This window comes from Alphaproteobacteria bacterium, from assembly GCA_019635875.1.
Classification (GTDB): Bacteria; Pseudomonadota; Alphaproteobacteria; order Reyranellales; family Reyranellaceae; genus JAFAZJ01.
Genome location: JAHBYP010000009.1, coordinates 202,219 through 228,672 on the forward strand (window position 1 = coordinate 202,219; position 26,454 = coordinate 228,672).

A 26,454-nucleotide genomic window follows, 5' to 3' on the forward strand; every position below is an offset into this window, starting at 1 on the left:
CCGTCTCAGCGCCCGGCCTGGGCTTCTTCGAGACGCTTGTCCTGGACCATCGGGTCGTGGACCATGATCTCGCCCTTGAACACCCAGACCTTGACGCCGCAGGTGCCGAAGGTGGTGAACGCCGTCGCGGTGCCGTAGTCGACGTCGGCGCGCAGCGTGTGCAGCGGCACGCGACCTTCGCGGTACCACTCCATGCGCGCGATCTCGGCGCCGCCCAGGCGACCCGAGCAGTTGATGCGGATGCCGAGCGCGCCCAGGCGCATGGCCGACTGCACGGCGCGCTTCATGGCGCGGCGGAAGGCGACGCGGCGCTCGAGCTGCTGGGCGATGTTCTCGGCGATCAGCGTGGCGTCGATCTCCGGCTTGCGGATCTCGACGATGTTCAGGCTGACCTCGGCCTGACTCATCTTGCCGAGCTCGGCGCGCAGCTTCTCGATGTCGGCGCCCTTCTTGCCGATGACGACGCCGGGGCGCGCGGTGTGGATGGTCACGCGCGCCTTCTTGGCCGGCCGCTCAATGACGATCTTGCTGACGCCGGCCTGGCGCAGGCGCTCGCGCAGGAAATCGCGGATTCGGATGTCCTCGTGCAGCAGGCGCGCATAGGCGCCCTCGCCGGCGTACCAGCGCGAATCCCACGTCCGGTTGATGCCGAGGCGCAGGCCGATCGGGTTGACCTTCTGACCCATTACTTCGCCTCCTCCTGCGCGCGCTCGCGCACGACGATGGTCAATTGGCTGAACGGCTTCTCGATGCCTGCGCTGCGGCCGCGCGCGCGGGTGTGGAAGCGCTTCATGACGAGGCCCTTGCCGACGCTGGCCTCCGACACGAACAGCCGGTCGACGTCGAGCTGGTGGTTGTTCTCGGCGTTGGCGACCGCCGACTGCAGCGCCTTGCGCACGTCGGCGGCGATGCGCTTGCGCGAGAAGGCGAGCTCGTTGAGCGCCTTGCCGGCGCCCATGCCGCGGATCTGCTGGGCGACCAGATTGAGCTTGCGCGGGCTGACACGCAGCACGCGCAGGACCGACTTGGCCTCGTTCTCCGCCTCGCGGCGCTCGTTGGGTTTCTTGCTCATCGCGCGACCTACTTCGACGCCTTCCTGTCACCGCCACCGGAGTGGCCGTGGAAGGTCCGGGTGGGCGAGAACTCGCCGAACTTGTGGCCGACCATCTCCTCGGTGACGTTCACCGGGATGAACTTCTGGCCGTTGTAGACGCCGAAGGTCAGGCCGACGAACTGCGGCAGGATGGTCGAGCGCCGCGACCAGGTGCGGATGACCTCGTTGCGGGTCGACTGCCGAGCGGCATCCGCCTTGTCCAGCAGATAGCCGTCGACCATCGGTCCTTTCCAAACTGAACGTGCCACGTTCGTCCTCCTTGATCCGTCGCGATCAGCGCGTCGCGTGACGGCGCCGGATGATCATCTTGTCGGTCGCCTTGTTGTTGCGGGTCTTCTTGCCCTTCGTGGGCTTGCCCCAGGGCGTGACCGGGTGACGACCGCCCGAGGTGCGGCCCTCGCCGCCGCCGTGCGGATGGTCGATCGGGTTCATGGCGACGCCGCGCGTCACCGGGCGGCGGCCCAGCCAGCGCATGCGGCCGGCCTTGCCGTAGTTGATGTTCTGCTGGTCCGGGTTGCTCACGGCGCCGATCGTCGCCAGGCACTCGGCGCGCACCATGCGCACCTCGCCCGAGCTGAGCTTGAGCTGCGCCATGCCCTGGTCCTTGCCGACCAGCTGGACATAGGTGCCGGCCGACCGTGCGATCTGCCCCCCCTTGCCGGGCTTCATCTCGACGTTGTGAACGATGGTGCCCACCGGCATGTTGGCCAGCGGCATGGCGTTGCCCGGCTTGATGTCGACGCGCTCGCCCGAAACGACCTGGTCGCCGGCCTTCAGACGCTGCGGCGCCAGGATGTAGGCAAGCTCGCCGTCCGGGTACTTCACCAGCGCGATGAAGGCGGTGCGGTTGGGGTCGTACTCCAGGCGCTCGACGGTCGCGACCTGGTCGAACTTGCGGCGCTTGAAGTCGATCGTGCGGTAGCGGCGCTTGTGGCCGCCGCCGCGATGCGGGCCGGTGGTGTGACCGTGATTGTTGCGGCCGCCGGTGTTGTGCTTGCCCTCGGTCAAGCCCTTGACCGGCCTGCCCTTGTGCAGCTCGGAGCGGTCGACGAGCACCAGGCCGCGCAGCGACGGCGTGACCGGCTTGTAGGTTTTCAGTGCCATTTCAGCCGCTCCCCGCTCACAGGCCCGTCGTCAGGTCGATCTTCTCGCCGTCGACGAGCGAGACGATCGCCTTCTTCCAGTCGCTGCGGCGACCGCGCACGCCGCGGAACACCTTGTTCTTGCCCTCGACGCGCAGCGTGTTGACCGCCTTGACCTTGACATTGAACAGACCTTCGATGGCCTGCTTGATCTCGGGCTTGGTGGCGTCCAGCGAGACCTTGAAGGAGATCTGGCTGTGCTCGCTCTGGTGCGTCGACTTCTCGGTCACCAGCGGCGCGCGGATGACCTCGTACATGCGCGCGCGCGACATGACGGCCGGCTTCTTTGCGGCACTCATTGCAGGCGCTCCTCGAGATGCTTCACGGCATCGCGCGTCAGCACCAGGGTGTCGCGACGCAGGATGTCGTAGACGTTGGCACCCTGCTGCGGCAGCACGTCGACCAGCGGGATGTTGCGCGCGGCGCGGGCGAAGTTCTCGCCGATCGTCGGGCCATCGATGAACAGGGCGTTCCTGATGCCCAACCCCTTCAGCGTGGCCGCCAGCTTGCCGGTCTTGGGCTCGGCAACCGTGGTGCTCTCGAGCACAACCAGCTTGCCCTCGGCCGCCTTGGCCGACAGCGCGGTCTTCAGGGCCAGCTTGCGCACCTTCTTGGGCAGGTCGATCTCGTGGCTGCGATTGACCGGGCCGAAGGCCTTGCCGCCGCCGCGGAACTGCGGCGCCGCCTCGTTGCCGTGGCGGGCGCGACCGGTGCCCTTCTGGGCCCACACCTTCTTCGAGGTCGCCTTGACCTCGGAGCGGATCTTGGTCTTGTGCGTGCCGGCGCGGCGCTTGGCGAGCTGCCACACGACGCAGCGCTGCAGGATGTCGGCACGCACCGGCAGGCCGAAGATGGCGTCGGCGAGATCGATCTCGCCGGCCTCGGCGCCGTCCAGCGTCTTGACGTTGAGCTTCATGGCAATCAGCCCTTGTTCTCTTCGGCCGCGGCCGCGGCGGCCTTCACGGCGCCGGGAAACGGCAGGTCCTTGGGCGCCTTGCGCTTGGCGGCGTCGCGCACCAGCACCCAGGCACCGTTGTGGCCGGGCACCGCGCCCTGGATCAGGATCAGGCCCTTGGCCTCGTCGGTCGACACGACCTTGACGTTTTGCGTGGTGACCCGCTCCGAACCGAGATGGCCGGCCATCTTCTTGTTCGGGAAGGTGCGGCCGGGATCCTGGCGGTTGCCGGTCGAGCCGTGGCTGCGATGCGAGATCGACACGCCGTGCGAGGCCTCGAGGCCGCCGAAGTTCCAGCGCTTCATGGCACCGGCGAAGCCCTTGCCGATGGTCGTGCCGGTGACGTCGACGATCTGGCCGGCGACGAAGTGCGCGGCCGACATCTCGGCGCCGACCGGCAGCAGGCCGTCCTTGTCGACGCGGAACTCGACCAGCTTGCGCTTGGGCTCGACCTTCGCCTTGGCGAAGTGGCCGCGCTGCGGCTTGGTGACGTTCTTGACCTTGGCGGTGCCGATGCCGAGCTGGACAGCGTTGTAGCCGTCCTTCTCCTCGGTGCGCACGGCCACGACCTGGACGTTGTCCAGCTTCAGCACGGTAACGGGCACATGCTCGCCGGCGTCATTGAAGACGCGGGTCATGCCCAGCTTCTGTGCGACCAATCCGGTACGCATCGCCCCGTTCCTTCTTACTGGCCGAGCTTGATCTCGACGTCGACGCCGGCGGCGAGGTCGAGCTTCATCAGCGCGTCCACCGTCTGCGGCGTCGGGTCGACGATGTCGAGCACGCGCTTGTGCGTGCGCATCTCGAACTGCTCGCGCGACTTCTTGTCGATGTGCGGCGAGCGGTTGACCGTGAACTTCTCGATCCGCGTCGGCAGCGGGATCGGCCCCCGCACGCGCGCACCGGTCCGCTTCGCCGTGCTCACGATCTCGTTCGTCGACTGGTCGAGAACGCGATGATCGAAGGCTTTGAGCCTGATCCGGATGTTCGTGCTATCAGCCATATCCGCTGCTCCCAAACAGGTGCGGCGCGGTTGCCCGCGCCGGCGCCTTGTTCCTCTTACTTCACGACCTTGGTGACGACGCCGGCGCCGACGGTGCGGCCGCCCTCGCGGATGGCGAAGCGCAGACCCTCGTCCATGGCGATCGGCTGGATCAGCTCGACCACCATGCGCGCGTTGTCGCCCGGCATCACCATCTCGGTGCCCTCCGGCAGGGTCACCACCCCCGTCACGTCGGTCGTGCGGAAGTAGAACTGCGGCCGGTAGTTGGTGAAGAACGGCGTGTGCCGGCCGCCCTCCTCCTTCGTCAGAATGTAGGCCTCGGCCTCGAAGTTGGTGTGCGGCGTGATCGACCCCGGCTTGGCCAGGACCTGGCCGCGCTCGACGTCCTCGCGGCCCACGCCGCGCAGCAGCGCGCCGATGTTGTCGCCCGCCTCGCCCTGGTCCAAGAGCTTGCGGAACATCTCCACGCCCGTCACCACCGTCTTCGACGTCTCCTTCAGGCCGACGATCTCGACCTCCTCGCCCACCTTGATCACGCCCCGCTCCACGCGGCCCGTCACCACCGTGCCGCGGCCCGAGATCGAGAACACGTCCTCGATCGGCATCAGGAACGGCTTGTCCTTGTCGCGCATCGGCTGCGGAATGTAACGGTCGACCTCCTCCATCAGCTTCAGCACCGACTGCTCGCCGATCTCAGGCTGCTTGTCCTCCAGCGCCATCAGCGCCGAGCCCTTCACCACCGGCAGATCGTCGCCCGGGAACTGGTAGCTCTTCAGCAGCTCGCGCACCTCGAGCTCCACCAGCTCCAACAGCTCCGGGTCGTCCACCATGTCGACCTTGTTCATGTACACCACCAGCGCCGGCACACCCACCTGCCGCGCCAGCAGGATGTGCTCGCGCGTCTGCGGCATCGGACCGTCCGCCGCCGACACCACCAGGATCGCACCGTCCATCTGCGCCGCGCCCGTGATCATGTTCTTCACGTAGTCCGCGTGACCCGGGCAGTCGACATGCGCGTAGTGCCGGTTCTGCGTCTCGTACTCGACATGCGCCGTCGAAATCGTGATGCCCCGCTCGCGCTCCTCCGGCGCCTTGTCGATCTGGTCGTACGCCGTGTACGTCGCGCCCCCCGTCTTCGCCAGGATCTTCGTGATCGCCGCCGTCAGCGACGTCTTGCCGTGATCCACGTGCCCGATCGTCCCGATGTTGCAGTGCGGCTTCGTCCGCTCGAACTTGCTCTTCGTCATGGTGCTTCCCTCATCAGGCGAGTTTGGCGACGACTTCGTCGGCCACGGCCTGGGGCACAGGCGCGTAGTGATCGAAGACCATCGAGTAGGACGCGCGGCCCTGGGTCATGGAGCGCAGCGTGTTGACGTAGCCGAACATGTTGGCCAGCGGCACCATGGCGTTGATCACCTGGGCGTTGCCGCGGGCTTCCATGCCCTGGATCATGCCGCGTCGGCTGTTCAGGTCGCCGATGCAGTCGCCCATGTAGTCCTCGGGCGTCACGACCTCGACCTTCATGATCGGCTCGAGCAGCTTGCACTGCGCCTTCTGTAGCGCCTCCTTGAAGGCGGCGCGCGCGGCGATCTCGAAGGCCAGCACGCTGGAGTCGACGTCGTGGTAGGCGCCGTCGACCAGCTTCACGTTGAAGTCGATCACCGGGAAGCCGGCCAGCACGCCGGACTCGCGCGAGGACTCCAGCCCCTTCTCGACGCCCGGCACATACTCCTTGGGCACCGAGCCACCGACGATGGCGCTCTCGAAGCTGTAGCCCGAACCCGGCTCGCCCGGCTCGAACACCAGCTTGATGCGGGCGAACTGGCCCGAACCGCCGGTCTGCTTCTTGTGCGTGTAGTCGTGCTCGACGCGGCGGCCCAGCGTCTCGCGATAGGCGACCTGCGGCGCGCCGACATTGGCCTCGACCTTGTAGGTGCGCTTGAGGATGTCGACCTTGATCTCGAGATGGAGCTCGCCCATGCCCTTGATGATGGTCTGGCCGCTCTCTGGGTCAGTCTGGACGCGGAAGGTCGGATCCTCCTGCACCAGCTTGCCCAGCGCCTGCGACAGCTTCTCCTGGTCGCCCTTGGTCTTCGGCTCGATGGCGAGCTCGATGACCGGGTCCGGGAAGTCCATCTTCTCGAGGATGATCGGATTCTTCGGATCGCACAGCGTGTCGCCGGTGGTCACCGACTTCAGGCCGGTCAGCGCGACGATGTCGCCGGCGCGGGCCTCCTCGATGTCCTCGCGGTTGTTGGCATGCATCAGCAGCATGCGGCCGACACGCTCGGAACGGTCCTTGGTGCTGTTGAGCACGCCCGAGCTCTTCTGCAGCACGCCTGAGTAGACTCGCAGGAAGGTCAGCGACCCGACATGCGGGTCGGTTATGATCTTGAACGCCAGGCCGGAAAACGGCGCCTCGTCCACGGTCCGGCGTGTGTCCGGCGCGCCGGTCTTGACGTTGCTGCCGTCGACGCTCGGACGATCGTTCGGCGCCGGCAGGTAGTTGACCACCGCGTCGAGCATGGGCTGCACGCCCTTGTTCTTGAACGCCGAGCCGCACAGCGTCGGCACGAAGGCGTAGGAGATCGTGCCCTTGCGGATGCACCGGATCAGCGTATCGTAGTCTGGCTCCTCGCCGCCGAGATACTTCTCGAGCGCCTCGTCGTCCTGCTCGACGGCCATCTCGATGAGCTTGGCGCGGTACTCTGTCGCCTGCTCCTTGAGGTCGTCCGGAATATCGGTGATCTCGAACTTGGCGCCCAGCGTCTCCTCGAGCCAGACGATCGCCCTGTTCGCGACCAGATCGACGATGCCCTTGAAGCCGCCCTCGGAGCCGATCGGCAGCTGGGTGACCAGCGGCTTGGAGCCCAGCCGGTCGACGATCATGTCGATGGTGCGCCAGTAATTGGCGCCGACGCGGTCCATCTTGTTCACGAAGCAGATGCGCGGCACGCCGTACTTGTCGGCCTGGCGCCACACGGTCTCGGATTGCGGCTCGACGCCGGCCACCGAGTCGAAGACGCAGACGGCGCCGTCGAGCACGCGCAGCGAACGCTCGACCTCGATGGTGAAGTCGACGTGGCCGGGTGTGTCGATGATGTTGACGCGGTGCTGCTCGTTCTTGAACGGCCCGGCCTCGGTCTTCCAGAAGCAGGTCGTCGCCGCCGACGTGATGGTGATGCCGCGCTCCTGCTCCTGCTCCATGAAATCCATGGTGGCGGCGCCGTCGTGCACTTCGCCGATCTTGTAGCTCTTGCCCGTGTAGTAGAGGACGCGCTCGGTCGTGGTCGTCTTGCCGGCGTCGATATGAGCCATGATACCGATGTTACGGTAACGCTCGATGGGGGTAGTTCGGGCCATGGGGGTGGGCTTTCGCTCGGGGGTGCGTCGGTCTACCAGCGGTAGTGGGCGAACGCCTTGTTGGCGTCGGCCATGCGGTGCGTGTCTTCACGCTTCTTGACCGCGGCGCCGCGGCGGTTGGCGGCGTCGAGCAGCTCGCCGGACAGCTTCTCCGTCATGCTGTGCTCCGAGCGGTCGCGCGCCGCCTGGATCAGCCAGCGGATGGCCAGCGCCTGGCGCCGCTCGGGACGCACCTCGACGGGGACCTGGTAGGTGGCGCCGCCGACGCGGCGCGAGCGAACCTCGACGGCCGGCTTCACGTTGTCGATGGCCTCGTGGAACACCGGCAGCGGATCCTGCCGGGTCTTGTCGCCGATGATGTCCATGGCGCCGTAGACAATGGTCTCGGCGACCGACTTCTTGCCCTGGAACATCAGGGTGTTCATGAACTTGGAGACGACGAGATCGCCGAACTTGGCGTCGGGGAGGATCTCTCGTTTCTCGGCGCGATGACGACGCGACATGGTAGAGCCTTCCCTTACTTCGGCCGCTTGGCGCCGTACTTCGACCGGCGCTGCTTGCGATCCTTGACGCCCTGGGTGTCGAGCACGCCGCGCAGGATGTGGTAACGCACGCCCGGCAGGTCCTTGACGCGACCGCCGCGGATCATGACGACCGAATGCTCCTGCAGGTTGTGACCCTCGCCGGGGATGTAGCTCACCACCTCATACCCGTTGGTCAGGCGCACCTTGGCGACCTTGCGCAGCGCGGAGTTCGGCTTCTTCGGCGTCGTGGTATAGACGCGCGTGCAGACGCCGCGCTTCTGCGGGCAGTTCTGCATCGCCGGCACCGTGTTGCGATATGTCGGTGCCACACGCGGCTTGCGGATCAACTGGTTGATGGTGGGCATTCGCTCGGGTCCTCGCCGATCACCTGACTGTCGCCACCAACGTCCGGACACCCCTGGAAACGCAAAAAGGCAAAACGCCAACATGCGCTGGCTTTGCCCGATTTCGGGTGGGAGGCCTGCCAGAGTGGCCCGAACGACGATGTAACGGTTCTCCCGCTCAGACTGCGTCTAGGGCGCGCCCTACCACCAGTCCTCCCGGGAAAGCGCGCGGGTTATATGAGCGAGTCAGGACCCCGTCAAGCGCGCAGCGGCGATTTCTCAAGATTTTTCCTAGCTTTGACGCAACCAATGAAGCGCGCAACTTCATTGCGCCGGATGCTGTCGCCGCAAAATATTGGGGCGCCCCGTTGGGGGCGCCCCGACTAATGTAACTCCGGTCAGCAGCGCTGGCTATTCGGCCGCCGGCGCCTGCTCGCGCAGGGCCTGCTCGTCCGGCTGACCGACCTCCTCCATGGGCTGCGAGGCCAGCATCTCGCGGTCGCGCTTGGCCGCCAGCTCCTTGAGGCGATTCATCACGCCCCCGGTGCCGGCCGGGATCAGGCGGCCGACGATGACGTTCTCCTTGAGGCCCAGCAGCGTGTCGATCTTGCCCGACACAGCCGCCTCGGTGAGCACGCGCGTGGTCTCCTGGAAGGAGGCCGCGGAGATGAACGACTTGGTCTGCAGGCTGGCCTTGGTGATGCCCAGAAGCACGGGCTCGCCGCGCGCCGGCTTGAGGTTCTCGGTCGCCAGCTTGGCGTTGATCTCCTCGAACTCCAGCTTGTCGACCTGCTCGCCGATCAGGAACGTCGACTCGCCCGGATCGACGATCTCGACCTTCTGCAGCATCTGGCGGCAGATGACCTCGATGTGCTTGTCGTTGATCTTCACGCCCTGCAGTCGGTAGACCTCCTGGATCTCGTTCACCAGATAGGTGGCGAGCGCCTCGATGCCCATGACGCGCAGGATGTCGTGCGGCACCGGATTGCCGTCGATCAGCAGATCGCCCTTCTCGATCCAGTCGCCTTCCTGGACCGCGATGCGCTTGCCCTTGGGGATCAGGTACTCGACCTGCTCGCCCTGGCCGTCCGGCGGGATCACCAGCAGACGACGCTTGTTCTTGTAGTCCTTGCCGAACTCGATACGGCCGGCGCCGTCGCTGATGATGGCGAAGTCCTTGGGACGACGGGCCTCGAACAGCTCGGCGACGCGCGGCAGACCGCCGGTGATGTCGCGTGTCTTGCTGCCTTCGCGCGGAATGCGGGCGAGGACATCGCCGGCGTTCACGGTCTGGCCGTTCTCGACCGACAGGACCGAGTCGACCGCGAGGAAGTAGCGGGCCTCCTGGCCGTTGGCGAGGATGATCGGCTTGCCCTGGCCGTCGAGGATGGCGATGCGCGGCCGCAGCTCGCCGCCGCGCGCCTGCTGCTTCCAGTCGACGACGACGCGGTTGGAGATGCCGGTGGCTTCGTCGATCACCTCGCGCATCGAGGTGCCCTCGACGAGATCGACGTAGCTCGCCGTGCCCGCCTTCTCGGTGATCACCGGCAGGGTGTACGGATCCCACTCGGCCAGCTTCTGGCCCTTGACGACCGGCGTGTCGTTGTCGACCAGCAGGCGCGCGCCATAGGGCACGCGGAAACGGGCGCGCTCGCGCTCGTTGGCGTCGATCACCACAAGCTCGGTGTTGCGGCCCATGACGATGAGCACGCCCTCGCCGTTGGTGACGACGTTTCGGTTGCGCACCGAGACGCGACCCTCGTGGGAAGCCTCGACGTTCGACTGCTCGGCGCCGCGCTGCGCGGCACCGCCGATGTGGAAGGTGCGCATGGTGAGCTGCGTGCCCGGCTCGCCGATCGACTGCGCGGCGATGACGCCGACCGCCTCGCCGATGTTCACCGGCGTGCCGCGCGCGAGATCGCGGCCGTAGCATGTGCCGCAGATGCCCCAGCGGGTGTCGCAGGTCAGCGCCGAGCGAATCTTCACCTCCTCGATGCCGGCCCGCTCGATGGCGTCGATATCCTCCTCGCCGATCAGCGTGCCGGCCTTCACCAGCACGTTGCCGTTCAGCGGATCGACGATGTCCTCGAGCGCCGAGCGGCCCAGGATGCGCTCGCCCAGCGGCTCGATGATGTCGCTGCCGTCGACGACGGCGCGCATGGTCAGGCCGTCCTTTGTGCCGCAGTCGTTCTCGGTGATGATGCAGTCCTGCGCCACGTCGACCAGGCGGCGGGTCAGGTAGCCCGAGTTCGCCGTCTTGAGCGCCGTGTCGGCCAGGCCCTTGCGCGCGCCGTGGGTGGAGTTGAAGTACTCCAGCACCGATAGGCCTTCCTTGAAGTTCGAGATGATCGGCGTCTCGATGATCTCGCCCGACGGCTTGGCCATCAGGCCGCGCATGCCGGCGAGCTGCTTCATCTGCGCCGCCGAGCCGCGCGCGCCCGAGTGGGCCATCATGAACACCGAGTTGATCGGATCGCCCTTCTTCGGCGTCGAGATGCCCTTCATCATCTCGTCGGCGACCTTCTCGGAGCAGCGCGACCAGGCGTCGACCACCTTGTTGTACTTCTCGCCCGAGGTGATCAGGCCGTCCTGGTACTGCTGCTCGTACTCCTTGACCTCCTTCTGGGTCTGCGCGACCAGCTTCTCCTTGGAAGCCGGGATGACGAGGTCGTCCTTGCCGAACGAGATGCCGGCGCGGCAGGCGTGGCCGAAGCCCAGCGCCATCAGGCGGTCGGCGAAGATCACCGTCTCCTTCTGGCCGCAGTGGCGGTAGACCACGTCGATGACGTTCTGGATGTCCTTCTTGGTCAGCACGCGGTTGATCAGGGAGAACGGCACGTCCTTGCTCTGCGGCAGGATCTCCGACAAGAGCATGCGGCCCGGCGTGGTCTCGACCACCTTGACCACCTCGGCGCCGGTCTCGTCGACCGTGTGCAGGCGCGCCTTGATGCGGCTGTGCAGGGTGACGATCCGCGAGTCGAGCCCGTGCTGGATCTCGCCCATGTCGCCGAAGACCATGCCCTCGCCCGGCTCGCCCTCGCGCTCCATGGTGATGTAGTAGATGCCGAGCACGATGTCCTGCGACGGCACGATGATCGGCTTGCCGTTGGCGGGACTGAGGATGTTGTTGGTCGACATCATCAGCACGCGTGCCTCGAGCTGGGCCTCCAGCGACAGCGGCACGTGCACCGCCATCTGGTCGCCGTCGAAGTCGGCGTTGAAGGCAGTGCAGACCAGCGGATGCAGCTGGATCGCCTTGCCCTCGACCAGCACCGGCTCAAAGGCCTGGATGCCCAGCCGATGCAGGGTCGGCGCGCGGTTGAGCATCACGGGATGCTCGCGGATCACCTCCTCGAGGATGTCCCAGACCTCCGGCCGCTCCTTCTCCACCATGCGCTTGGCCGCCTTGATGGTGTTGGCCATGGCGTAGTTCTGCAGGCGCGAATAGATGAACGGCTTGAACAGCTCGAGCGCCATCTTCTTGGGCAGGCCGCACTGGTGCAGCTTGAGCTCGGGACCGACGACGATCACCGAACGGCCCGAGTAGTCGACGCGCTTGCCGAGCAGGTTCTGGCGGAAGCGGCCCTGCTTGCCCTTCAGCATGTCGCTGAGCGACTTCAGCGGACGCTTGTTGGCGCCAGTGATGACGCGGCCGCGGCGGCCGTTGTCGAACAGCGCGTCGACCGCCTCCTGCAGCATGCGCTTCTCGTTGCGCACGATGATATCGGGCGCGCGCAGCTCGATCAGCCGCTTCAGGCGGTTGTTGCGGTTGATGACGCGGCGATAGAGGTCGTTGAGGTCCGACGTGGCGAAGCGGCCGCCGTCGAGCGGCACCAGCGGACGCAGCTCGGGCGGGATCACCGGCACGACGTCGAGGATCATCCACTCCGGACGCGCACCCGAGTCGATGAAGGCCTCGATCATCTTCAGGCGCTTCACGAGCTTCTTGCGCTTGGCCTCCGAGGAGGTCTCGCGCAGGTCGACGCGCAGCGTCTCGCGCTCCTTCTGCAGGTCGATGGCGACCAGCATGTCCTTGATCGCCTCGGCGCCGATCTTGGCGGTGAAGCTGCCCTCGCCGTACTCGTCCTCGGCGCGGATGTGGCCTTCCTCGGACAGCAGCTCACGGTACTTCAGCGGCGTCAGGCCGGGCTCGATGACGACGTAGTTCTCGAAGTACAGGATACGCTCGAGATCCTTCAGCGTCATGTCGAGCAGCAGGCCGATGCGGCTGGGCAGCGACTTCATGAACCAGATGTGGGCGACCGGCGAGGCCAGCTCGATGTGGCCCATGCGCTCGCGGCGCACCTTGGTCAGCGTGACCTCGACGCCGCATTTCTCGCAGATGATGCCGCGGAACTTCATCCGCTTGTACTTGCCGCACAGGCACTCGTAGTCCTTGATCGGCCCGAAGATGCGGGCGCAGAACAGGCCGTCCCGCTCGGGCTTGAAGGTGCGGTAGTTGATGGTCTCCGGCTTCTTGATCTCGCCGAAGCTCCACGAGCGGATACGCTCGGGCGAGGCGATGGCGATGCGGATGTGGTCGAAGCTCTGGGTGCCCTGCGGCTGGCCCAGGATGTTGACGAGGTCGGTCATGGTCCGCTGCTCCTGTTATGGGCGCGATATCGCGACGTGAGGGGGCGGGACGGCCTCGCGGCCGTCCCCGTTTTGCTCAGACGGCTTTCTGCTCGAGCTCGACGTTGAGGCAGAGCGAGCGCAGCTCCTTGACGAGCACGTTGAACGATTCGGGGATGCCCGCCTCGAACGTGTCGTCGCCGCGCACGATGGCCTCGTAGACCTTGGTACGGCCGGAGACGTCGTCGGACTTCACCGTCAGCATCTCCTGCAGGGTGTAGGCCGCACCGTAGGCCTCCAGCGCCCAGACCTCCATCTCGCCGAAGCGCTGGCCGCCGAACTGCGCCTTGCCGCCGAGCGGCTGCTGGGTGACCAGCGAGTACGGGCCGATCGAGCGGGCGTGGATCTTGTCGTCCACGAGATGGTGCAGCTTGAGCATGTAGATGTAGCCGACGGTCACCTTGCGGTGGAACGTCTCGCCGGTGCGTCCGTCGATCAGCGTGACCTGGCCCGAGGTGTCGAGCCCGGCCTCGCGCAGCATGTCGACGATGTCGCCCTCGTGGGCGCCGTCGAACACCGGCGAGGCGAAGGGCACGCCGCCCTTGAGGTTCTCCGCCAGCGTCAGCGTCTGCTCGTCGTCGAGCTCGGCGATGTCGCTCTTGTAGATCTTCTCGCCGTAAACCTCGCGCAGCGTCTTGCGCACGCCGCCGGCGGCCGCCTTCTCGCCCTTGGCGGCGACGACAATGTCGCCGATCTTGTGGCCCAGGCCCGCCGCGGCCCATCCCAGATGGGTCTCGAGAATCTGGCCCACGTTCATGCGGGACGGCACGCCCAGCGGGTTGAGCACGATGTCGACGTGACGCCCGTCGGGCAGGTACGGCATGTCCTCGATCGGCATGATCTTGGAGATGACGCCCTTGTTGCCGTGACGGCCGGCCATCTTGTCGCCCGGCTGCAGCTTGCGCTTCACCGCGACGAAGACCTTGACCATCTTCATCACGCCGGGCGGCAGCTCGTCGCCGCGCTGCAGCTTGTCGACCTTGTTCTCGAAGCGGTCCTGCAGGCGCTTCATCGAGTCGTCGAACTGCTTGGTCAGCGACTCGATCTCCTCCATGCGCTTGTCGCCCTTGACGGCGATCTGGCGCCACTGCGCCGGGGGGAACTCGCCCAGCACCTTCTCGTTGATCTTGGTGCCCGCCTTGGCGCCCTTCAGGCCGCCGGCGATGGTCTGGTTGAGCAGCAGCTCCTGCAGCTGGTTGTAGAAGCTGCGCTCGAGGATCGCCTTCTCGTCGTCGCGGTCCTTGGCCAGGCGCTCGATCTCGTCGCGCTCGATGGCGAGAGCGCGCTCGTCCTTGTCGACGCCGCGGCGGTTGAAGACGCGGACCTCGACGATGGTGCCGTTGACGCCGGGCGGAACGCGCAGCGAGGTGTCGCGCACGTCGGATGCCTTCTCGCCGAAGATGGCGCGCAGCAGCTTCTCCTCGGGGGTCATCGGCGATTCGCCCTTCGGCGTCACCTTGCCCACCAGGATGTCGCCGGCCTCGACCTCGGCGCCGATGTAGACGATGCCCGCCTCGTCGAGGTTCTTGAGCGCCTCCTCGCCGACGTTCGGGATGTCGCGGGTGATCTCCTCCTGGCCCAGCTTGGTGTCGCGGGCCATCACCTCGAACTCCTCGATGTGGATCGAGGTGAACACGTCGTCGGAGACGATGCGCTCGGAGATGAGGATGGAGTCCTCGAAGTTGTAGCCGTTCCACGGCATGAAGGCGACGAGCACGTTGCGGCCCAGCGCCAGCTCGCCGTTCTGGGTCGAGGGCCCGTCGGCGATGATCTCGCCCTTGGCCACCGAGTCACCGACCTTCACCAGCGGCTTCTGCGTGATGCAGGTGCTCTGGTTCGAGCGCTGGAACTTCAGCAGGTTGTAGATGTCGACGGCGGGCGCGCCCGGACCGGAGTCCTCGGTGGCGCGCACGACGATGCGCATGGCGTCGACCTGGTCGATGTAGCCGGAGCGGCGCGCCACGATGGTCACGCCGGAGTCGCGGGCGACGACCTCCTCCATGCCGGTGCCGACCAGCGGCGCGTCGGAGCGCAGCAGCGGCACGGCCTGACGCTGCATGTTCGAGCCCATCAGCGCGCGGTTGGCGTCGTCGTTCTCGAGGAACGGGATCAGCGCCGCGGCGACCGACACGACCTGCTTGGGCGAGACGTCGATGAAGTCGATGGTCTCCGGCCGCGCCAGGATGTACTCGCCGCCCTTGCGGCAGCTCACCAGGTCGGTGGCGAACTTGCCGCGCGGATCGAGCGCGGCGTTGGCCTGGGCGATGGTGTAGCGCCCCTCCTCCATCGCCGACAGGTAGACGACCTCGTCGCCGACCCGGCCGCCATGGACCTTGCGGTACGGGCTCTCGATGAAGCCGTACTGGTTGACGCGCGCGTAGGTCGCCAGCGAGTTGATCAGGCCGATGTTCGGGCCTTCCGGCGTTTCGATCGGGCAGATGCGGCCGTAGTGCGTGGGATGCACGTCGCGCACCTCGAAGCCGGCACGCTCGCGAGTCAGGCCGCCCGGCCCGAGCGCCGAGAGACGACGCTTGTGCGTGACCTCCGAGAGCGGGTTGGTCTGGTCCATGAACTGCGAGAGCTGCGAGGAGCCGAAGAACTCGCGCACCGCCGCCGCCGCCGGCTTGGCGTTGATCAGGTCGTGCGGCATGACCGTGTCGATGTCGATCGAGCTCATGCGCTCGCGGATCGCGCGCTCCATGCGCAAGAGGCCGACGCGGTACTGGTTCTCCATCAGCTCGCCGACCGAGCGCACCCGGCGGTTGCCGAGATGGTCGATGTCGTCGATCTCACCGCGGCCGTCCTTGAGCTCGTGCAGGGTCTTGACCACCGCGAAGATGTCCTCGCGGCGCAGGATGCGCATCTGGTCGTCGACGCCCTTGAGCCCCAGCCGCATGTTCATCTTCACGCGGCCGACGGCCGAGAGGTCGTAGCGCTCGGGGTCGAAGAACAGGCCGCGGAACAGGGTCTCCGCCGTCTCCAGCGTCGGCGGCTCGCCCGGACGCATGACCCGGTAGATCTCCATCAGCGCGTCCTCGCGCGTCTGGTTCTTGTCGGCGACCAGCGTATTGCGCAGGTAGCCGCCGACGTTGACGTGGTCGATCGCCAGCACGTCGATGCTGTCGATCTTGACAGCGTCGAGCGCCGCCAGCGTCGCCTCGGTGATCTCGTGACCGGCCTCGATATAGATCTCGCCGGTCTTCTCGTTGACCACGTCGCGCGCGGCGTACTTGCCGGCGAGTTCCTCGGGCAGCACGCGCACTTCCTTCAGGCCGCCCTCGACCAGGCGAGCCGACAGGCGCGGCGTCATCTTGGCGCCGGCCTCGGCCACGACCTTGCCGGTCTTGGCGTTGATCAGGTCGTGCGTCAGTTTCACACCGCGCAGCGCCTCGGCCTGGAACGCGGTGCGCCAGCCTTCCTTGTCGCGCGCGTAGGTCGTCGAGCCGTAGAACGCCGAGAGGATGTCCTCATGCGCGATGCCGACGGCCTCGACCGGGTCGAGCGTCTGGCCCTTGGCGGCGAGATCGACGCGCTTGCGCTCGGTCTCGGCGCTGTCGAGCGCCATCAGCAGGGTCGTCACCGGCAGCTTGCGGCGGCGGTCGATGCGGACATGCACCAGGTCCTTGGCGTCGAACTCGAAATCGAGCCAAGAGCCGCGGTAGGGGATGATGCGCGCGGCGAACAGGTACTTGCCCGAGCTGTGGGTCTTGCCCTTGTCGTGGTCGAAGAAGACGCCCGGCGAGCGATGCATCTGCGAGACGATCACGCGCTCGGTGCCGTTGACGATGAAGGTGCCGTTGCTCGTCATCAGGGGCATGTCGCCCATGTAGACGTCCTGCTCCTTGATGTCGCGGATCGAGCGCGAGCCGGTCTCCTCGTCGATGTCCCAGACCACGAGCTGCAGGGTGACCTTGAGCGGCGCGGCGTAGGTCATGCCGCGCTGCTGGCACTCCTCGACGTCGTATTTCGGCTCCTCGAACTCGTACTTCACGAACTCCAGGCTGGAGCGCTCGGCGAAGTCCTTGATCGGGAAGACGGAACGGAACACTTCCTGGATGCCGACGTTCACGCGCGCGGCGGGCGCCGTGTGCATCTGCAGGAACTGATCGTACGACTTCTTCTGCACCTCGATCAGGTTCGGCATCGGAGCGGCGGCGGCGATATGGCCGAACTGCCGGCGAATCCTGGTACGGGCGTTGAAGGTCGTGGCCATGCGAAAACCTCTTCGGTTTCAGGCGGCGGACGCCCCATCTGCTGTCTCGGTTCCGACGATCCGCGAAGCCGTCGGAACCATTCGTTGCAGCGGGCCACTTGATGGAGCCGGCGGCGCGCGCCGGCTCAACGAAGCGGCCCGACCGGGGCGATGAAGCCCCGGTCGGAACCCAACGCTTAGGTCAGCTCGACCTTGGCGCCCTCGGCCTCGAGCTTCGCCTTCATCTTCTCGGCGTCGGCCTTCGGCACGGCTTCCTTGACCGCCTTGGGCGCGGCCTCGACCAGGTCCTTGGCCTCCTTCAGGCCCAGGCCGGTGAGCTCGCGCACCACCTTGATGACGTTGATCTTCTTGTCGCCGGCGGCAGCGAGGACGACGTTGAACTCGTCCTTCACCTCGGCGGCGGCCGGCGCGGCAGCGCCGGCGACGGCGGCGACGGCGACCGGCGCGGCCGCCGAGACGCCCCACTTCTCCTCCAGCATCTTGCTGAGCTGCGCGGCTTCGAGCACCGACAGCGAGGAGAGCTGATCAACGATCTGTTCGAGATTGGCCATGATGATGTTTCTCCAGATGTCCCGAGTGTTACGTGTGGTCGACGGATCGGCTTACGCCGCCTGCGAACCGGAAGAGTCCTTGGAGCCGTAGGCGCTGAAGACGCGCGCGAGCTGGCCACCGGGCGCCTGCAGGACGCCGGCGATCTTGGTCGCGGGCGCCTGGATGAGTCCGATGATCTTGCCGCGCAGCTCGTCGAGCGAGGGCAGCGCGGCGAGCTGCTTGACGCCTTCGGCGTCGAGCACCTGGCCCTTGAGCGAGCCGCCGACGATCGTCAGCTTCTCGTTGCCCTTGGCGAAGGTCACCACCGCCTTGGCGGCGGCGACCGGGTCCTTGGACGAGGCGATCGCGGTCGGACCCGTGAGCATGGGGCCGATGTCCTTGAACGCCGTTCCTTCCAGAGCGAGACGGGTGAGCCGGTTCTTCGAAACCTTGTACGAGGCGCCCGCTTCGCGCACCTGCTGACGCAGGGCCGAGACCTCCGCCACCGTCAGGCCCGACTGGCGGGTCACCACCAGCAGGTCCACGGTGCCGAAGCCCTTGTTGAGCGACGCGATCGCCTCTGTTTTCTCAGTGCGGTCCACTATCGTCTCCAGGCAATGACCCGGCTTCCGCCGGATCGACTGCATGAGGGTCGCGTCCCGTCCCGAAGGACAAAGCGCTTCCCGGGTTTCCCATCCCGGAAGCTCGGGTCATCCACGGCCGGCGAACCGGCCATCTCATTCCCGTACCCCCGTCTATGCCGGCGGGTTGCCCCCTTAGGCCGCACCGGACGGGCCGGATTGGCACCTGCAGTCTCGGACAGGTCGGGATCGACCGGCGGACCGGGCGATCCCTGAAGCCGGCGCCGGACCGAGATCCGAGGCCGGAATTCTCTTGTGCGGCTCAGGTGAGGCTGGGGATGTCCAGCTTCACGCCCGGGCCCATGGTCGAGCTCATGGTCACCTTCTGGATGAAGGTGCCCTTGGCGCCGGTCGGCTTGGCGCGGGTGATCGCGCCGACGAACGCCTTGACGTTCTCGCTGATCGCCGCGTCGCTGAAGCTCGCCTTGCCAACGCCGGCATGCACGATGCCGGCCTTCTCGGCGCGGAACTCGACCTGGCCAGCCTTGGCCGCCTTGACCGCACCGGCCACGTCCATGGTCACCGAGCCGAGCTTCGGATTGGGCATCAGGCCGCGCGGGCCCAGCACCTTTCCGAGGCGGCCGACGACGCCCATCATGTCGGGCGTGGCGATGCAGCGCTCGAAGTTCATCTCGCCGCCGGTGATCTTCTCGGCGAGGTCCTCGGCGCCGACGATGTCGGCCCCGGCCGCCTTGGCCTCATCGGCCTTGGCGCCACGCGCGAATACCGCGACGCGCACCGACTTGCCGGTGCCGTTGGGCAGCGAGACCACGCCGCGCACCATCTGGTCGGCGTGACGCGGATCGATGCCGAGGTTCATCGAGATCTCGACCGTCTCGTCGAACTTGGCCTTGGCGCCGGCCTTTATCAGCCTGACCGCCTCGTCGAGCGCGTAGGTCCTCTCGCGGTCGACGCCTTCGGACGCCTTCTTGTAGCGCTTGCCGTGCTGCGACATGGCCTACTCCACCACCTTGACGCCCATGGAGCGGGCCGAGCCGGCGATCTGCGCCACCGCGGCGTCGATCGAGTGGCAGTTGAGGTCGGGCATCTTCTCCTTGGCGATGGCTTCCATCTGCGCCCGGGTGATCTCGCCGACGGTCTGCGTGCCGGTTGTCTTCGCGCCGGTCTCGATGCCGATCGCCTTCTTGATGAAGTAGCTCACCGGCGGCGTCTTGGTGACGAAGGTGAAGCTGCGATCCTGGAACACGGTGATGACCACCGGGATCGGCATGCCCTGTTCCAGCTTCTGCGTGCGCGCGTTGAACTGCTTGCAGAATTCCATGATGTTGGCGCCCTGCTGACCGAGCGCGGGGCCGATCGGCGGGGACGGATTGGCCTTGCCAGCCGGCACCTGCAGCTTGACGTAGGCCTGGACTTTCTTTGCCATCGCTTGCCCTCTGGGTTTAAGGGACGCGCGGTACGGCCATGGCGAGCCTCCCGCACGAAACTTGCCCGGACCTCAAACGGTTGATTTCCAAGGGAAATCGGCCTCGGCCAAGACAAAAACCGAAGGCCAGCGGAAGCCGCCAGCCTTCGGAGAGCGCGGTGTATAGCGGATCGTCCGCGGCCGCGCAACCGCCGATCATCGAGCCAGCGGATAGGTCTGCGGCGAGCGCCGATAGGCCTCCTCGCACCCCACCGAGCAGAACCATGGCCCATCAGCCTCGGCCCGTCGGTAGGCTGCGTAGGGTGCGTGCATCTTGCACACGGGATCGATCCAGGCCGGGTCGGGCGTCGGCGCCAGTTCGATCTCGTAAAGCGAGACCTTGCCCGCCACCGAGCGCAGCGCCACCCGGCCAAGATCGCGCGTCTGGACGCCCTTGGCGGCGGCGGCCACTGCGACGGGCTCGGTGGCAAGCAGCTGACCCGGTGATGCCAGCGCCGCGAGACGGGCCGCGATGTTGACGGTCGAGCCGAACAGGTCGGTTCCCCTGCGGATCACCGGGCCATGGTTCAGCCCGGCGCGCGTCAGCGGCAGGCGCGGTTCCTTGCGGCAAGCCTGCAGCAGCGCGCCCAGCGCCTGGACGGCGGTTTGCGGTTCCGGGAAGGCCAGCATGGCCTCGTCGCCGATCCATTTGATGGGCGGCTCGTACTGGCTGAGCGCCTCGCGGACCATGTCCTCGAAGATCTCGAGCACCGCGATCGCGGCCGCATCGCCGTGAACGTCGGCAATGGCGCTGAATCCGGCAAGGTCGACGAACGCAACGGTCGCCACCTTGTGACCGGAGCGCGCCATCGGGCTCTTGTCATTCTCCATCGCACTTTCCCCTCGGCCGGGACGGCGGGCCGATCACCCTGTCACCCCGAGCGAAGCGAGGGATCCAGGAACGCTGCATGGATCCCTCGCTTCGCGCGGGATGACAGCCGAGGCGCTATGATGGGGCATCCTGACCGCCCTCGTCGATCGTCTCGCCGAGCGCGTTGTCGGCGATCAGCGGCGTTTCGAAGTACTGCACGACCGGCTCGCTGCCGTAGTTACGTCGCACCCGTTCGAGCCACGCCGCGTCGCGCGCGCGCCGCGCCGCGTCCATGCTGCGCCACAGATAGACGCCGCCGGCGCGACGGCTCTCGGCGTCGAACAGGTAGTTCTTGCGGATCAGGTCGGGATTGGCGCGCCAGGTGGGCGCGCTGCGGCGGTAGTTGGCCACGACCTCCTCGCGCGCCATGCCTTCCGGGATGCTGAACGTGACGATCTCGGTGATCATGCCTGTCTCCTCCTCACCGTTGTCCTGTGATGGTCCTGGGCGGACGGCGATCGAGCCGGTCGAGCGTTTCCGCGACCGCCCTCTGCGCTGCGTCGAGGGCGCCGGCGAGATAGCCCGGCGCCGTCGCGCTGGTCTCGCTGCCGGCCAGGGACAGGCGCGCGCGCCACGCGCCGGTGATCCAGGGGCCGTGCTGCGGCAGCGGATGCGCGCCGCCCTGCCGGTCAGCCGCGGTCGCCGTCAGCGGATCGGCCGTCCAGTCCGTCAACAGGGTCGCGCTGGGCCGGCCCGCCGTCTCGCCGAACAGGCGCGCGAGCTGATCGAGGCAGGCCCTCGTCAGCACGGCGCTGCCCGCCGCGGCGCGCCGCTCGAATTCGACGCCGATGAAACCGAACAGCGCCGCGGCGCCCGACGCGGTTGTCGCGTCGTGGATCTCGGCCAGCGGGCCGACCATGCTTTGCGCCATGCCCGACAGGCCGGCCTCGCGCCAGAACGGCCGATCATAGAGCGCGAAGAACTTCGCGTGCGGCGCCATCCATGTCGCGGTGTCGCGCCAGCGCTGTCGAATGGCGGGCGCGACGTCGGGCTCGACGGCGATGGTGGCCGCGATCAGCCGCGGCGGCAGCGCCGCGATCACGTGATCGGCGGCCAGAATCTCATCGCCTCCATCGTCACGGCGGATCGCGAGCACCGCACGCGCCGCCTCGAGGGAGATGCGCGTCACCCTCGCGCCGAGCTGGATGCGGTCCTCGGGCAAGCCACGCGCCAGGGCGTGCACCAGCGCGCCGGTGCCGCCCACGAGTCGCATGGAGCGTGGCTCCTGCCGGAAGCCCGCGAAGCGCTGCGGTGGCCTGCCCGGCAGGCGCTCGACCAGCGCGTCTCCCTCGTCGTGTTGCGCAAAGGCCGCGAGGCCCAGCTCCGCCACCACGCGCGCCATCGCCAGGTGCAGATCGGGCCAGAACCAGGATGGCCCGAGGTCGAAGCCGTCGGCGCCAGCGCGCCCGCTGGCGTCAGCCGACAGGATGCGCCCGCCCAGCCGGCCGCGCGCCTCGATGATCCGGAAGCCTACTCCCGCCGCGTGCAGCAGCCGCGCGGCGTAGAGCCCGGCGAGGCCGCCGCCGATGATCGCGACCGGCACGTGGGCCGCTGGAGCGGAGCCGGTCATCTCAGCTCGCGCCCGCGGCGCGACGCGACGAGGCGCCGAACACCAGCGCCGCGACGGCGAGCGCGAGCGGACCGAACGACACCCACAGCACGGTGTCCCAGCCATACGCTGTGAGCAGGCCGCCCGAGGCGAAGGAGCCCAGCGCCATGGTGCCGAACACGATGAAGTCGTTGAGCGACTGCACCTTGGTCCGTTCCTCCGACCGATGGCATTCCAGCACCATCGAGGAGGCGCCGATGAAGCCGAAGTTCCAGCCCAGCCCGAGCAGCACCAGGCTCCACCAGAAATGCCCGACATCCTGGCCGAGCAGGCCCGCGACAGCGGCGGCGCCGGTCAGCGCCAGCCCGGCGGCGACCACGCGCGACGTGCCGAAGCGGGCGATCAGGTGACCGGTGAAGAAGCTCGGCGCGTACATCGCGATGACATGCCATTGGATGCCGAGATTGGCCGATTCCTGCGACAGGCCGCACAGCCGCATCGCCAGCGGCGCGGCGGTCATCAGGAAGTTCATCAGCAGGTAGGAGACGACGCCGCAGATCACCGCGACGAGGAAGCGCCGCTGGCGCGCGATGACGCCCAGCGGCCGTCCGCCGGCGATCTCCTCGGCGCTGGGCATCGGCAGCCGCACGCCCAGCAGGATGATGGCGCACAGCGCCGCCACGCCCGCCTGCGCCAGGAAGGTTGCCGCGAAGAGGTGCGGCAGCCACAGGTTCATGGTGTACGTCACCAGCTGCGGGCCGATCACGCCGGCGAAGACGCCGCCGGCCATGACCAGCGAGAGGGCACGTGCGCGCCGCGCCGCCGGCACGCCATCGGCCGCGGCGAAGCGGAACGACAGCACGACCGCGGCGTAGGCGCCGCCGAAGAAGGTGCCGAGGCAGAACAGCCAGAAGGAGCCCAGCACCACGGCCAGCGCCGAGAGCAGGCCAACCAGCACGCCGCACGCCGTCCCGGCCAGGAAGGCGGCGCGGCGCCCGTGCCGACGGGCGATGGCGCCCGCCGGCAGGGTGCAGGCCGCCATGCCGACGACGAAGACGGAGATCGGCAGGGTCGCCAGCGCCTTGTCGGGCGCCAGCGCGTTGCCGACGATGGCGCCGGTGGCATAGACCACCGTCGAGTTCGCGCCGGCCAGCGCCTGCGCGATGGCAAGCCGGGCGACGTTGCCCGAAGCGTGTTGCGCCGTCATCGCGGAATGAAGGGCCGCCGAAGCGGTTGCTGCTTGGGACATGGCATTGGTTCGGGACGGCGCGGCGGCGGGAGCCTGGCTGCATCAAGGGGGCGATGTGCGAGCGGCGCCGATGACAGGCGTCAATCCGGCACAGTCGATTGGCCTCTGCATATCGACTTCCGGCCTGGCTGTCTTTCGATGGACAGCCACGCTATATAGAATAAACGACAACTGGAGCTCGTGCCATGCGATGGGAGACGATCGCTCAGTCGCCGGGGCTGAAGCCGCCTCGGCCCATGACCGTGCGCGCGGAGTCGATCCGGGCGCGCCATCGCTTTTCGGAGCACGCCCATCCCTGGCACCAGATGGCCTACGCGATTTCCGGGGTGCTGACGGTCGCCGTCGAGGGCCAGTCGCTGGTGATCTCGCCCGAGCAGGCGGTGTGGTTGCCGACGGGCCTGCAGCATCGCGTCGGCTCGTTGTTCGGCGCGGAGTTCCGCAGCCTGTGGATCGCCGACGAGGCCGGCCGCGAGCTTCCCGCGAGCCCGACCGTGTTCGGCGTCTCGCCGCTGCTGCGCGCGCTGATCGTCGAGGCCGCCGGGATCGAGGGCCAGAAGGACTACGACGGCTACGCCGGCCGCGTGACGGATCTGATCCTCGACCAGCTGCGCCGCGCGCCGCCGCTGGCCGGTGCCCTGCCGTGGCCGCGCAATGCATCGCTCGGCAAGCTCTGCGAGACGCTTTACGCCGACCCGGCCGACCCGCGCGGTCCCGATGCCTGGGGCCGCGAGCTCGGCATGTCGGCGCGCACCCTGGCGCGCCGCTTCGAGGCGGAACTGGGCATGAGCCTGCGTTCCTGGCGGCGGCGCCTGCGGCTGTTCAAGTCGATCGAGCTGATGGGCGGCGGCCTGAGCGTGACGCAGGCGGCGATGGATCTCGGCTACGGCTCGACATCGGCCTTCATCTACGCCTTCCGCAGCGACATGGGCTGCAGCCCCCAGGCCTACATGCGCGGCGAAGGCGCCGACCGTCGGCCTCGCGCCCGGTCTGGGCGCGCCGGCGTCTCGCTGGCCTCTCCATGATGCCAGCGAGACGCCGGCGGTCCCAGGAAAGCGCTTAACGCTTGGCGAGCAACGCGCCGATGGCCATGCTGAACCCCGTGCCGATCAGCAGCGTGCAGACGAGTCCCTTCAGCAGCGTCGGCGACAGCGGCGACGGATGGCGCGCCGTGTAGTGTGTCACGACAAACACCACAGGCAGCGCTTCCAGCGCGAGCTGCAGGGAGAGCAGCGAGAATTCGCCGGAAGGCACGACGATCAGCAGGCGCAGCGACGTGCCGAGACCGAAGATCAGCAGCAGCGATTCCTGGATGCGCGCCAGCGACATCGGCTGCCGATAGAGCAGGTAGACCAAAGGCGGCCCGGGCGCCGAGAACATGCCGGCCATGAGACCGGCCACGCCGCCGGTGAAGGCGAAGACCGCGGGAGACGACGGCGACGGCAGCGATTGCGCGGTACGCCACAGCGACAGCGCGCATCCCGCGATGCTCGCGCCGAGAACAAGGCGCAGGACCTGATAGGCCGATCCGGCGAGCCAACTGAGCAGCAGCGTTCCGGCGATGATGCCGACCGCGCACGTGACGAGGGTCGGCATGATCACCGGCTCGACGCGGAAAGCCTTGCGACGGTAGAGGAAGGTCCATGCGGTGCTGAACGAGATGATCGTCGATGCGTTCACCGCGTCGGTCAGCGGCACCAGGTTGGTGGCGCCGATCAGGCCGAGAAGGATCAGCGTCAGCGCGAAGCCGGTGAGGGACTGCGCATAGACGCCCATCGCGACGAAGAGCAGGAAGGCCGCATGCGTCCCGAGCTGTGCCCACAATTCCATCACGCAGCTCCGCGGTCCCTGTAGCGCAGCAAGAGTTGGCGCATGTGGATTTCCCTTCCCCCGGAGGGGAAGGTGGCGCGCGCAGCGCGACGGAAGGGGGATGTCTCAACGAAACGGGTGTCCGTCTTCGACATCCCCCTTCCGCCCTTCGGGCACCTTCCCCCTCCGGGGGAAGGCAAGACCCGGGCAAATCGGCCAAATGCCGCTCTATCCTCCAGCCTTCGCCTTCTGGCGGCGCCGTTCTTCGCCGAGCGCCAGGAGGCGTTCGCGTTCGGCGGGATCGACGCGTCCGTATCGGGCGCGCCACTCGGGATCGCTTGCCTTCCAGCCGAAGGGCGCCTTGAGCGTCGTGCGCAGCGCGCTCGCATCGGCAAGCAAGCCGAGCGCCTGCCGGACGATCTTCTCCTGCATCACCCGATCCCAGGGATGGCCGCAGGGATTGCCCAGGGGGAAGTCGGTGAACAGGAATCTGGCAACGCCGCAATGCTCGACGACGTCCAGGGCCGAGCCGATGATCACGCTCGCAATGCCGTTCGCTTCGAGATGCCGGGCGACCAAACTCACGGTTTGGTGGCAGACCGGTCAAAGCGGACAGAGGACGGCACCATCGGCGCCGTCGTCACGCAATCGCTGCAGGAGCCTCGGCGCGACATCCTCGGTCGTCCGGCGTTGGCTGTAGTCGGTCGGCACGCCATGGAAGCGCGGCGTCAGTCCGGCAAACACGCCCTCGCCCGCCAGCTTCGCGGCGATCTCGATGGGCAGGAACGATCCTCGATCCTCGGTGTGCGTCGAGTCCTTGTCCCACGCGAGGTCGGCGGTGTGCAGCGTCGCCGGCGCCGGGTCGATCGCGCCGGACCACAATTGCCGCTTGCCGTCGTGGTCGGGCGGATTGGCCGTCGTGATCAGCGCGAGCCGGCATTCGGCCAGCGGCTTCGCCAGCTTCGCGAAAGGCACATCGTCGTGCCGTGCCCAGACGTAGTCCTTGGCGTAGCCGAGCGCGCGGTAGTACTGCCGCGTGCGCTCCATGTAGGGCACGGGTTCGCCGGTATCGACCATCTGGATCCTCGTGG

Annotated in this window: 26 protein-coding genes; 1 reads left to right on the plus strand and 25 read right to left on the minus strand. The window is 67.5% G+C overall.

Features of this window, described 5'->3' with window-relative positions; translation table 11 throughout:
• Nucleotides 1–5 precede the first annotated feature (5 nt).
• The 22 genes from rpsC to KF889_26590 form a co-directional block, all read right to left on the minus strand.
• The gene (gene rpsC / locus KF889_26485; protein MBX3503009.1) at nt 6–686 is read right to left on the minus strand and encodes a 30S ribosomal protein S3; all 681 of its coding nucleotides are present in this window, start codon (nt 684–686) and stop codon (nt 6–8) included.
• Nucleotides 686–1,072 carry a 50S ribosomal protein L22 gene (gene rplV, locus KF889_26490; protein MBX3503010.1) on the minus strand — a complete coding sequence of 129 codons (387 nt, stop codon included), beginning with the start codon at nt 1,070–1,072 and terminating at the stop codon, nt 686–688. Before rplV ends, rpsC begins: the two co-directional genes overlap by 1 nt.
• An 8-nt stretch (nt 1,073–1,080) precedes the next feature.
• Entirely contained in the window at nt 1,081–1,362 is a 282-nt protein-coding gene (rpsS, locus tag KF889_26495) for a 30S ribosomal protein S19 (protein MBX3503011.1), read from the minus strand.
• Nucleotides 1,363–1,387: 25 nt separating this feature from the next.
• Complete coding sequence (rplB, locus tag KF889_26500; protein MBX3503012.1) at nt 1,388–2,218, minus strand: 50S ribosomal protein L2; 831 nt, start codon at nt 2,216–2,218, stop codon at nt 1,388–1,390.
• A 16-nt stretch (nt 2,219–2,234) separates the two neighbouring features.
• The gene (locus KF889_26505; GenBank protein ID MBX3503013.1) at nt 2,235–2,555 is read right to left on the minus strand and encodes a 50S ribosomal protein L23; all 321 of its coding nucleotides are present in this window, start codon (nt 2,553–2,555) and stop codon (nt 2,235–2,237) included.
• Entirely contained in the window at nt 2,552–3,172 is a 621-nt protein-coding gene (gene rplD / locus KF889_26510; protein ID MBX3503014.1) for a 50S ribosomal protein L4, read from the minus strand. Before rplD ends, KF889_26505 begins: the two co-directional genes overlap by 4 nt.
• Before the next feature lie 5 nt (nt 3,173–3,177).
• Entirely contained in the window at nt 3,178–3,882 is a 705-nt protein-coding gene (gene rplC / locus KF889_26515; protein ID MBX3503015.1) for a 50S ribosomal protein L3, read from the minus strand.
• Nucleotides 3,883–3,896: 14 nt separating this feature from the next.
• The gene (rpsJ, locus tag KF889_26520; protein ID MBX3503016.1) at nt 3,897–4,214 is read right to left on the minus strand and encodes a 30S ribosomal protein S10; all 318 of its coding nucleotides are present in this window, start codon (nt 4,212–4,214) and stop codon (nt 3,897–3,899) included.
• Nucleotides 4,215–4,270: 56 nt separating this feature from the next.
• Complete coding sequence (gene tuf, locus KF889_26525) at nt 4,271–5,461, minus strand: elongation factor Tu (GenBank protein ID MBX3503017.1); 1,191 nt, start codon at nt 5,459–5,461, stop codon at nt 4,271–4,273.
• A 13-nt stretch (nt 5,462–5,474) separates the two neighbouring features.
• The gene (gene fusA / locus KF889_26530) at nt 5,475–7,577 is read right to left on the minus strand and encodes an elongation factor G (GenBank protein MBX3503018.1); all 2,103 of its coding nucleotides are present in this window, start codon (nt 7,575–7,577) and stop codon (nt 5,475–5,477) included.
• Nucleotides 7,578–7,609: 32 nt separating this feature from the next.
• Nucleotides 7,610–8,080 carry a 30S ribosomal protein S7 gene (rpsG, locus tag KF889_26535; GenBank protein MBX3503019.1) on the minus strand — a complete coding sequence of 157 codons (471 nt, stop codon included), beginning with the start codon at nt 8,078–8,080 and terminating at the stop codon, nt 7,610–7,612.
• Between the two features lie 14 nt (nt 8,081–8,094).
• Complete coding sequence (gene rpsL / locus KF889_26540) at nt 8,095–8,466, minus strand: 30S ribosomal protein S12 (protein MBX3503020.1); 372 nt, start codon at nt 8,464–8,466, stop codon at nt 8,095–8,097.
• Between the two features lie 390 nt (nt 8,467–8,856).
• Nucleotides 8,857–13,038, minus strand: coding sequence for a DNA-directed RNA polymerase subunit beta' (rpoC, locus tag KF889_26545; GenBank protein ID MBX3503021.1), 4,182 nt, complete (start codon nt 13,036–13,038; stop codon nt 8,857–8,859).
• Nucleotides 13,039–13,114: 76 nt separating this feature from the next.
• Nucleotides 13,115–17,290, minus strand: a complete 4,176-nt coding sequence (gene rpoB / locus KF889_26550; GenBank protein ID MBX3503022.1) for a DNA-directed RNA polymerase subunit beta — start codon at nt 17,288–17,290, stop codon at nt 13,115–13,117.
• Between the two features lie 176 nt (nt 17,291–17,466).
• The gene (rplL, locus tag KF889_26555; protein MBX3503023.1) at nt 17,467–17,841 is read right to left on the minus strand and encodes a 50S ribosomal protein L7/L12; all 375 of its coding nucleotides are present in this window, start codon (nt 17,839–17,841) and stop codon (nt 17,467–17,469) included.
• A 51-nt stretch (nt 17,842–17,892) separates the two neighbouring features.
• Complete coding sequence (rplJ, locus tag KF889_26560) at nt 17,893–18,423, minus strand: 50S ribosomal protein L10 (GenBank protein MBX3503024.1); 531 nt, start codon at nt 18,421–18,423, stop codon at nt 17,893–17,895.
• Between the two features lie 301 nt (nt 18,424–18,724).
• Entirely contained in the window at nt 18,725–19,417 is a 693-nt protein-coding gene (gene rplA, locus KF889_26565) for a 50S ribosomal protein L1 (protein MBX3503025.1), read from the minus strand.
• A gap of 3 nt (nt 19,418–19,420) precedes the next feature.
• Nucleotides 19,421–19,849, minus strand: a complete 429-nt coding sequence (gene rplK, locus KF889_26570; GenBank protein MBX3503026.1) for a 50S ribosomal protein L11 — start codon at nt 19,847–19,849, stop codon at nt 19,421–19,423.
• A 195-nt stretch (nt 19,850–20,044) separates the two neighbouring features.
• Nucleotides 20,045–20,698: a hypothetical protein gene (locus KF889_26575; GenBank protein MBX3503027.1), complete on the minus strand. Its 654-nt coding sequence runs from the start codon at nt 20,696–20,698 to the stop codon at nt 20,045–20,047.
• Between the two features lie 136 nt (nt 20,699–20,834).
• The gene (locus KF889_26580; protein MBX3503028.1) at nt 20,835–21,167 is read right to left on the minus strand and encodes a monooxygenase; all 333 of its coding nucleotides are present in this window, start codon (nt 21,165–21,167) and stop codon (nt 20,835–20,837) included.
• A 13-nt stretch (nt 21,168–21,180) separates the two neighbouring features.
• Entirely contained in the window at nt 21,181–22,329 is a 1,149-nt protein-coding gene (locus KF889_26585) for an FAD-dependent oxidoreductase (GenBank protein ID MBX3503029.1), read from the minus strand.
• 1 nt (nt 22,330) lies between these two features.
• Complete coding sequence (locus KF889_26590; protein MBX3503030.1) at nt 22,331–23,557, minus strand: MFS transporter; 1,227 nt, start codon at nt 23,555–23,557, stop codon at nt 22,331–22,333.
• Between the two features lie 185 nt (nt 23,558–23,742).
• On the opposite strand from KF889_26590, the gene KF889_26595 reads away from it, so the two are divergent.
• Complete coding sequence (locus KF889_26595) at nt 23,743–24,579, plus strand: helix-turn-helix transcriptional regulator (protein ID MBX3503031.1); 837 nt, start codon at nt 23,743–23,745, stop codon at nt 24,577–24,579.
• A gap of 34 nt (nt 24,580–24,613) precedes the next feature.
• On the opposite strand, the gene KF889_26600 is transcribed toward KF889_26595, so the two are convergent.
• The 3 genes from KF889_26600 to KF889_26610 form a co-directional block, all read right to left on the minus strand.
• A complete protein-coding gene (locus KF889_26600; protein MBX3503032.1) occupies nt 24,614–25,384 on the minus strand; it encodes a TSUP family transporter in 771 nt (256 codons plus the stop codon).
• 207 nt (nt 25,385–25,591) lie between these two features.
• The gene (locus KF889_26605; protein ID MBX3503033.1) at nt 25,592–25,948 is read right to left on the minus strand and encodes a hypothetical protein; all 357 of its coding nucleotides are present in this window, start codon (nt 25,946–25,948) and stop codon (nt 25,592–25,594) included.
• A gap of 18 nt (nt 25,949–25,966) precedes the next feature.
• A complete protein-coding gene (locus KF889_26610) occupies nt 25,967–26,440 on the minus strand; it encodes a hypothetical protein (GenBank protein MBX3503034.1) in 474 nt (157 codons plus the stop codon).
• Nucleotides 26,441–26,454: the final 14 nt, after the last annotated feature.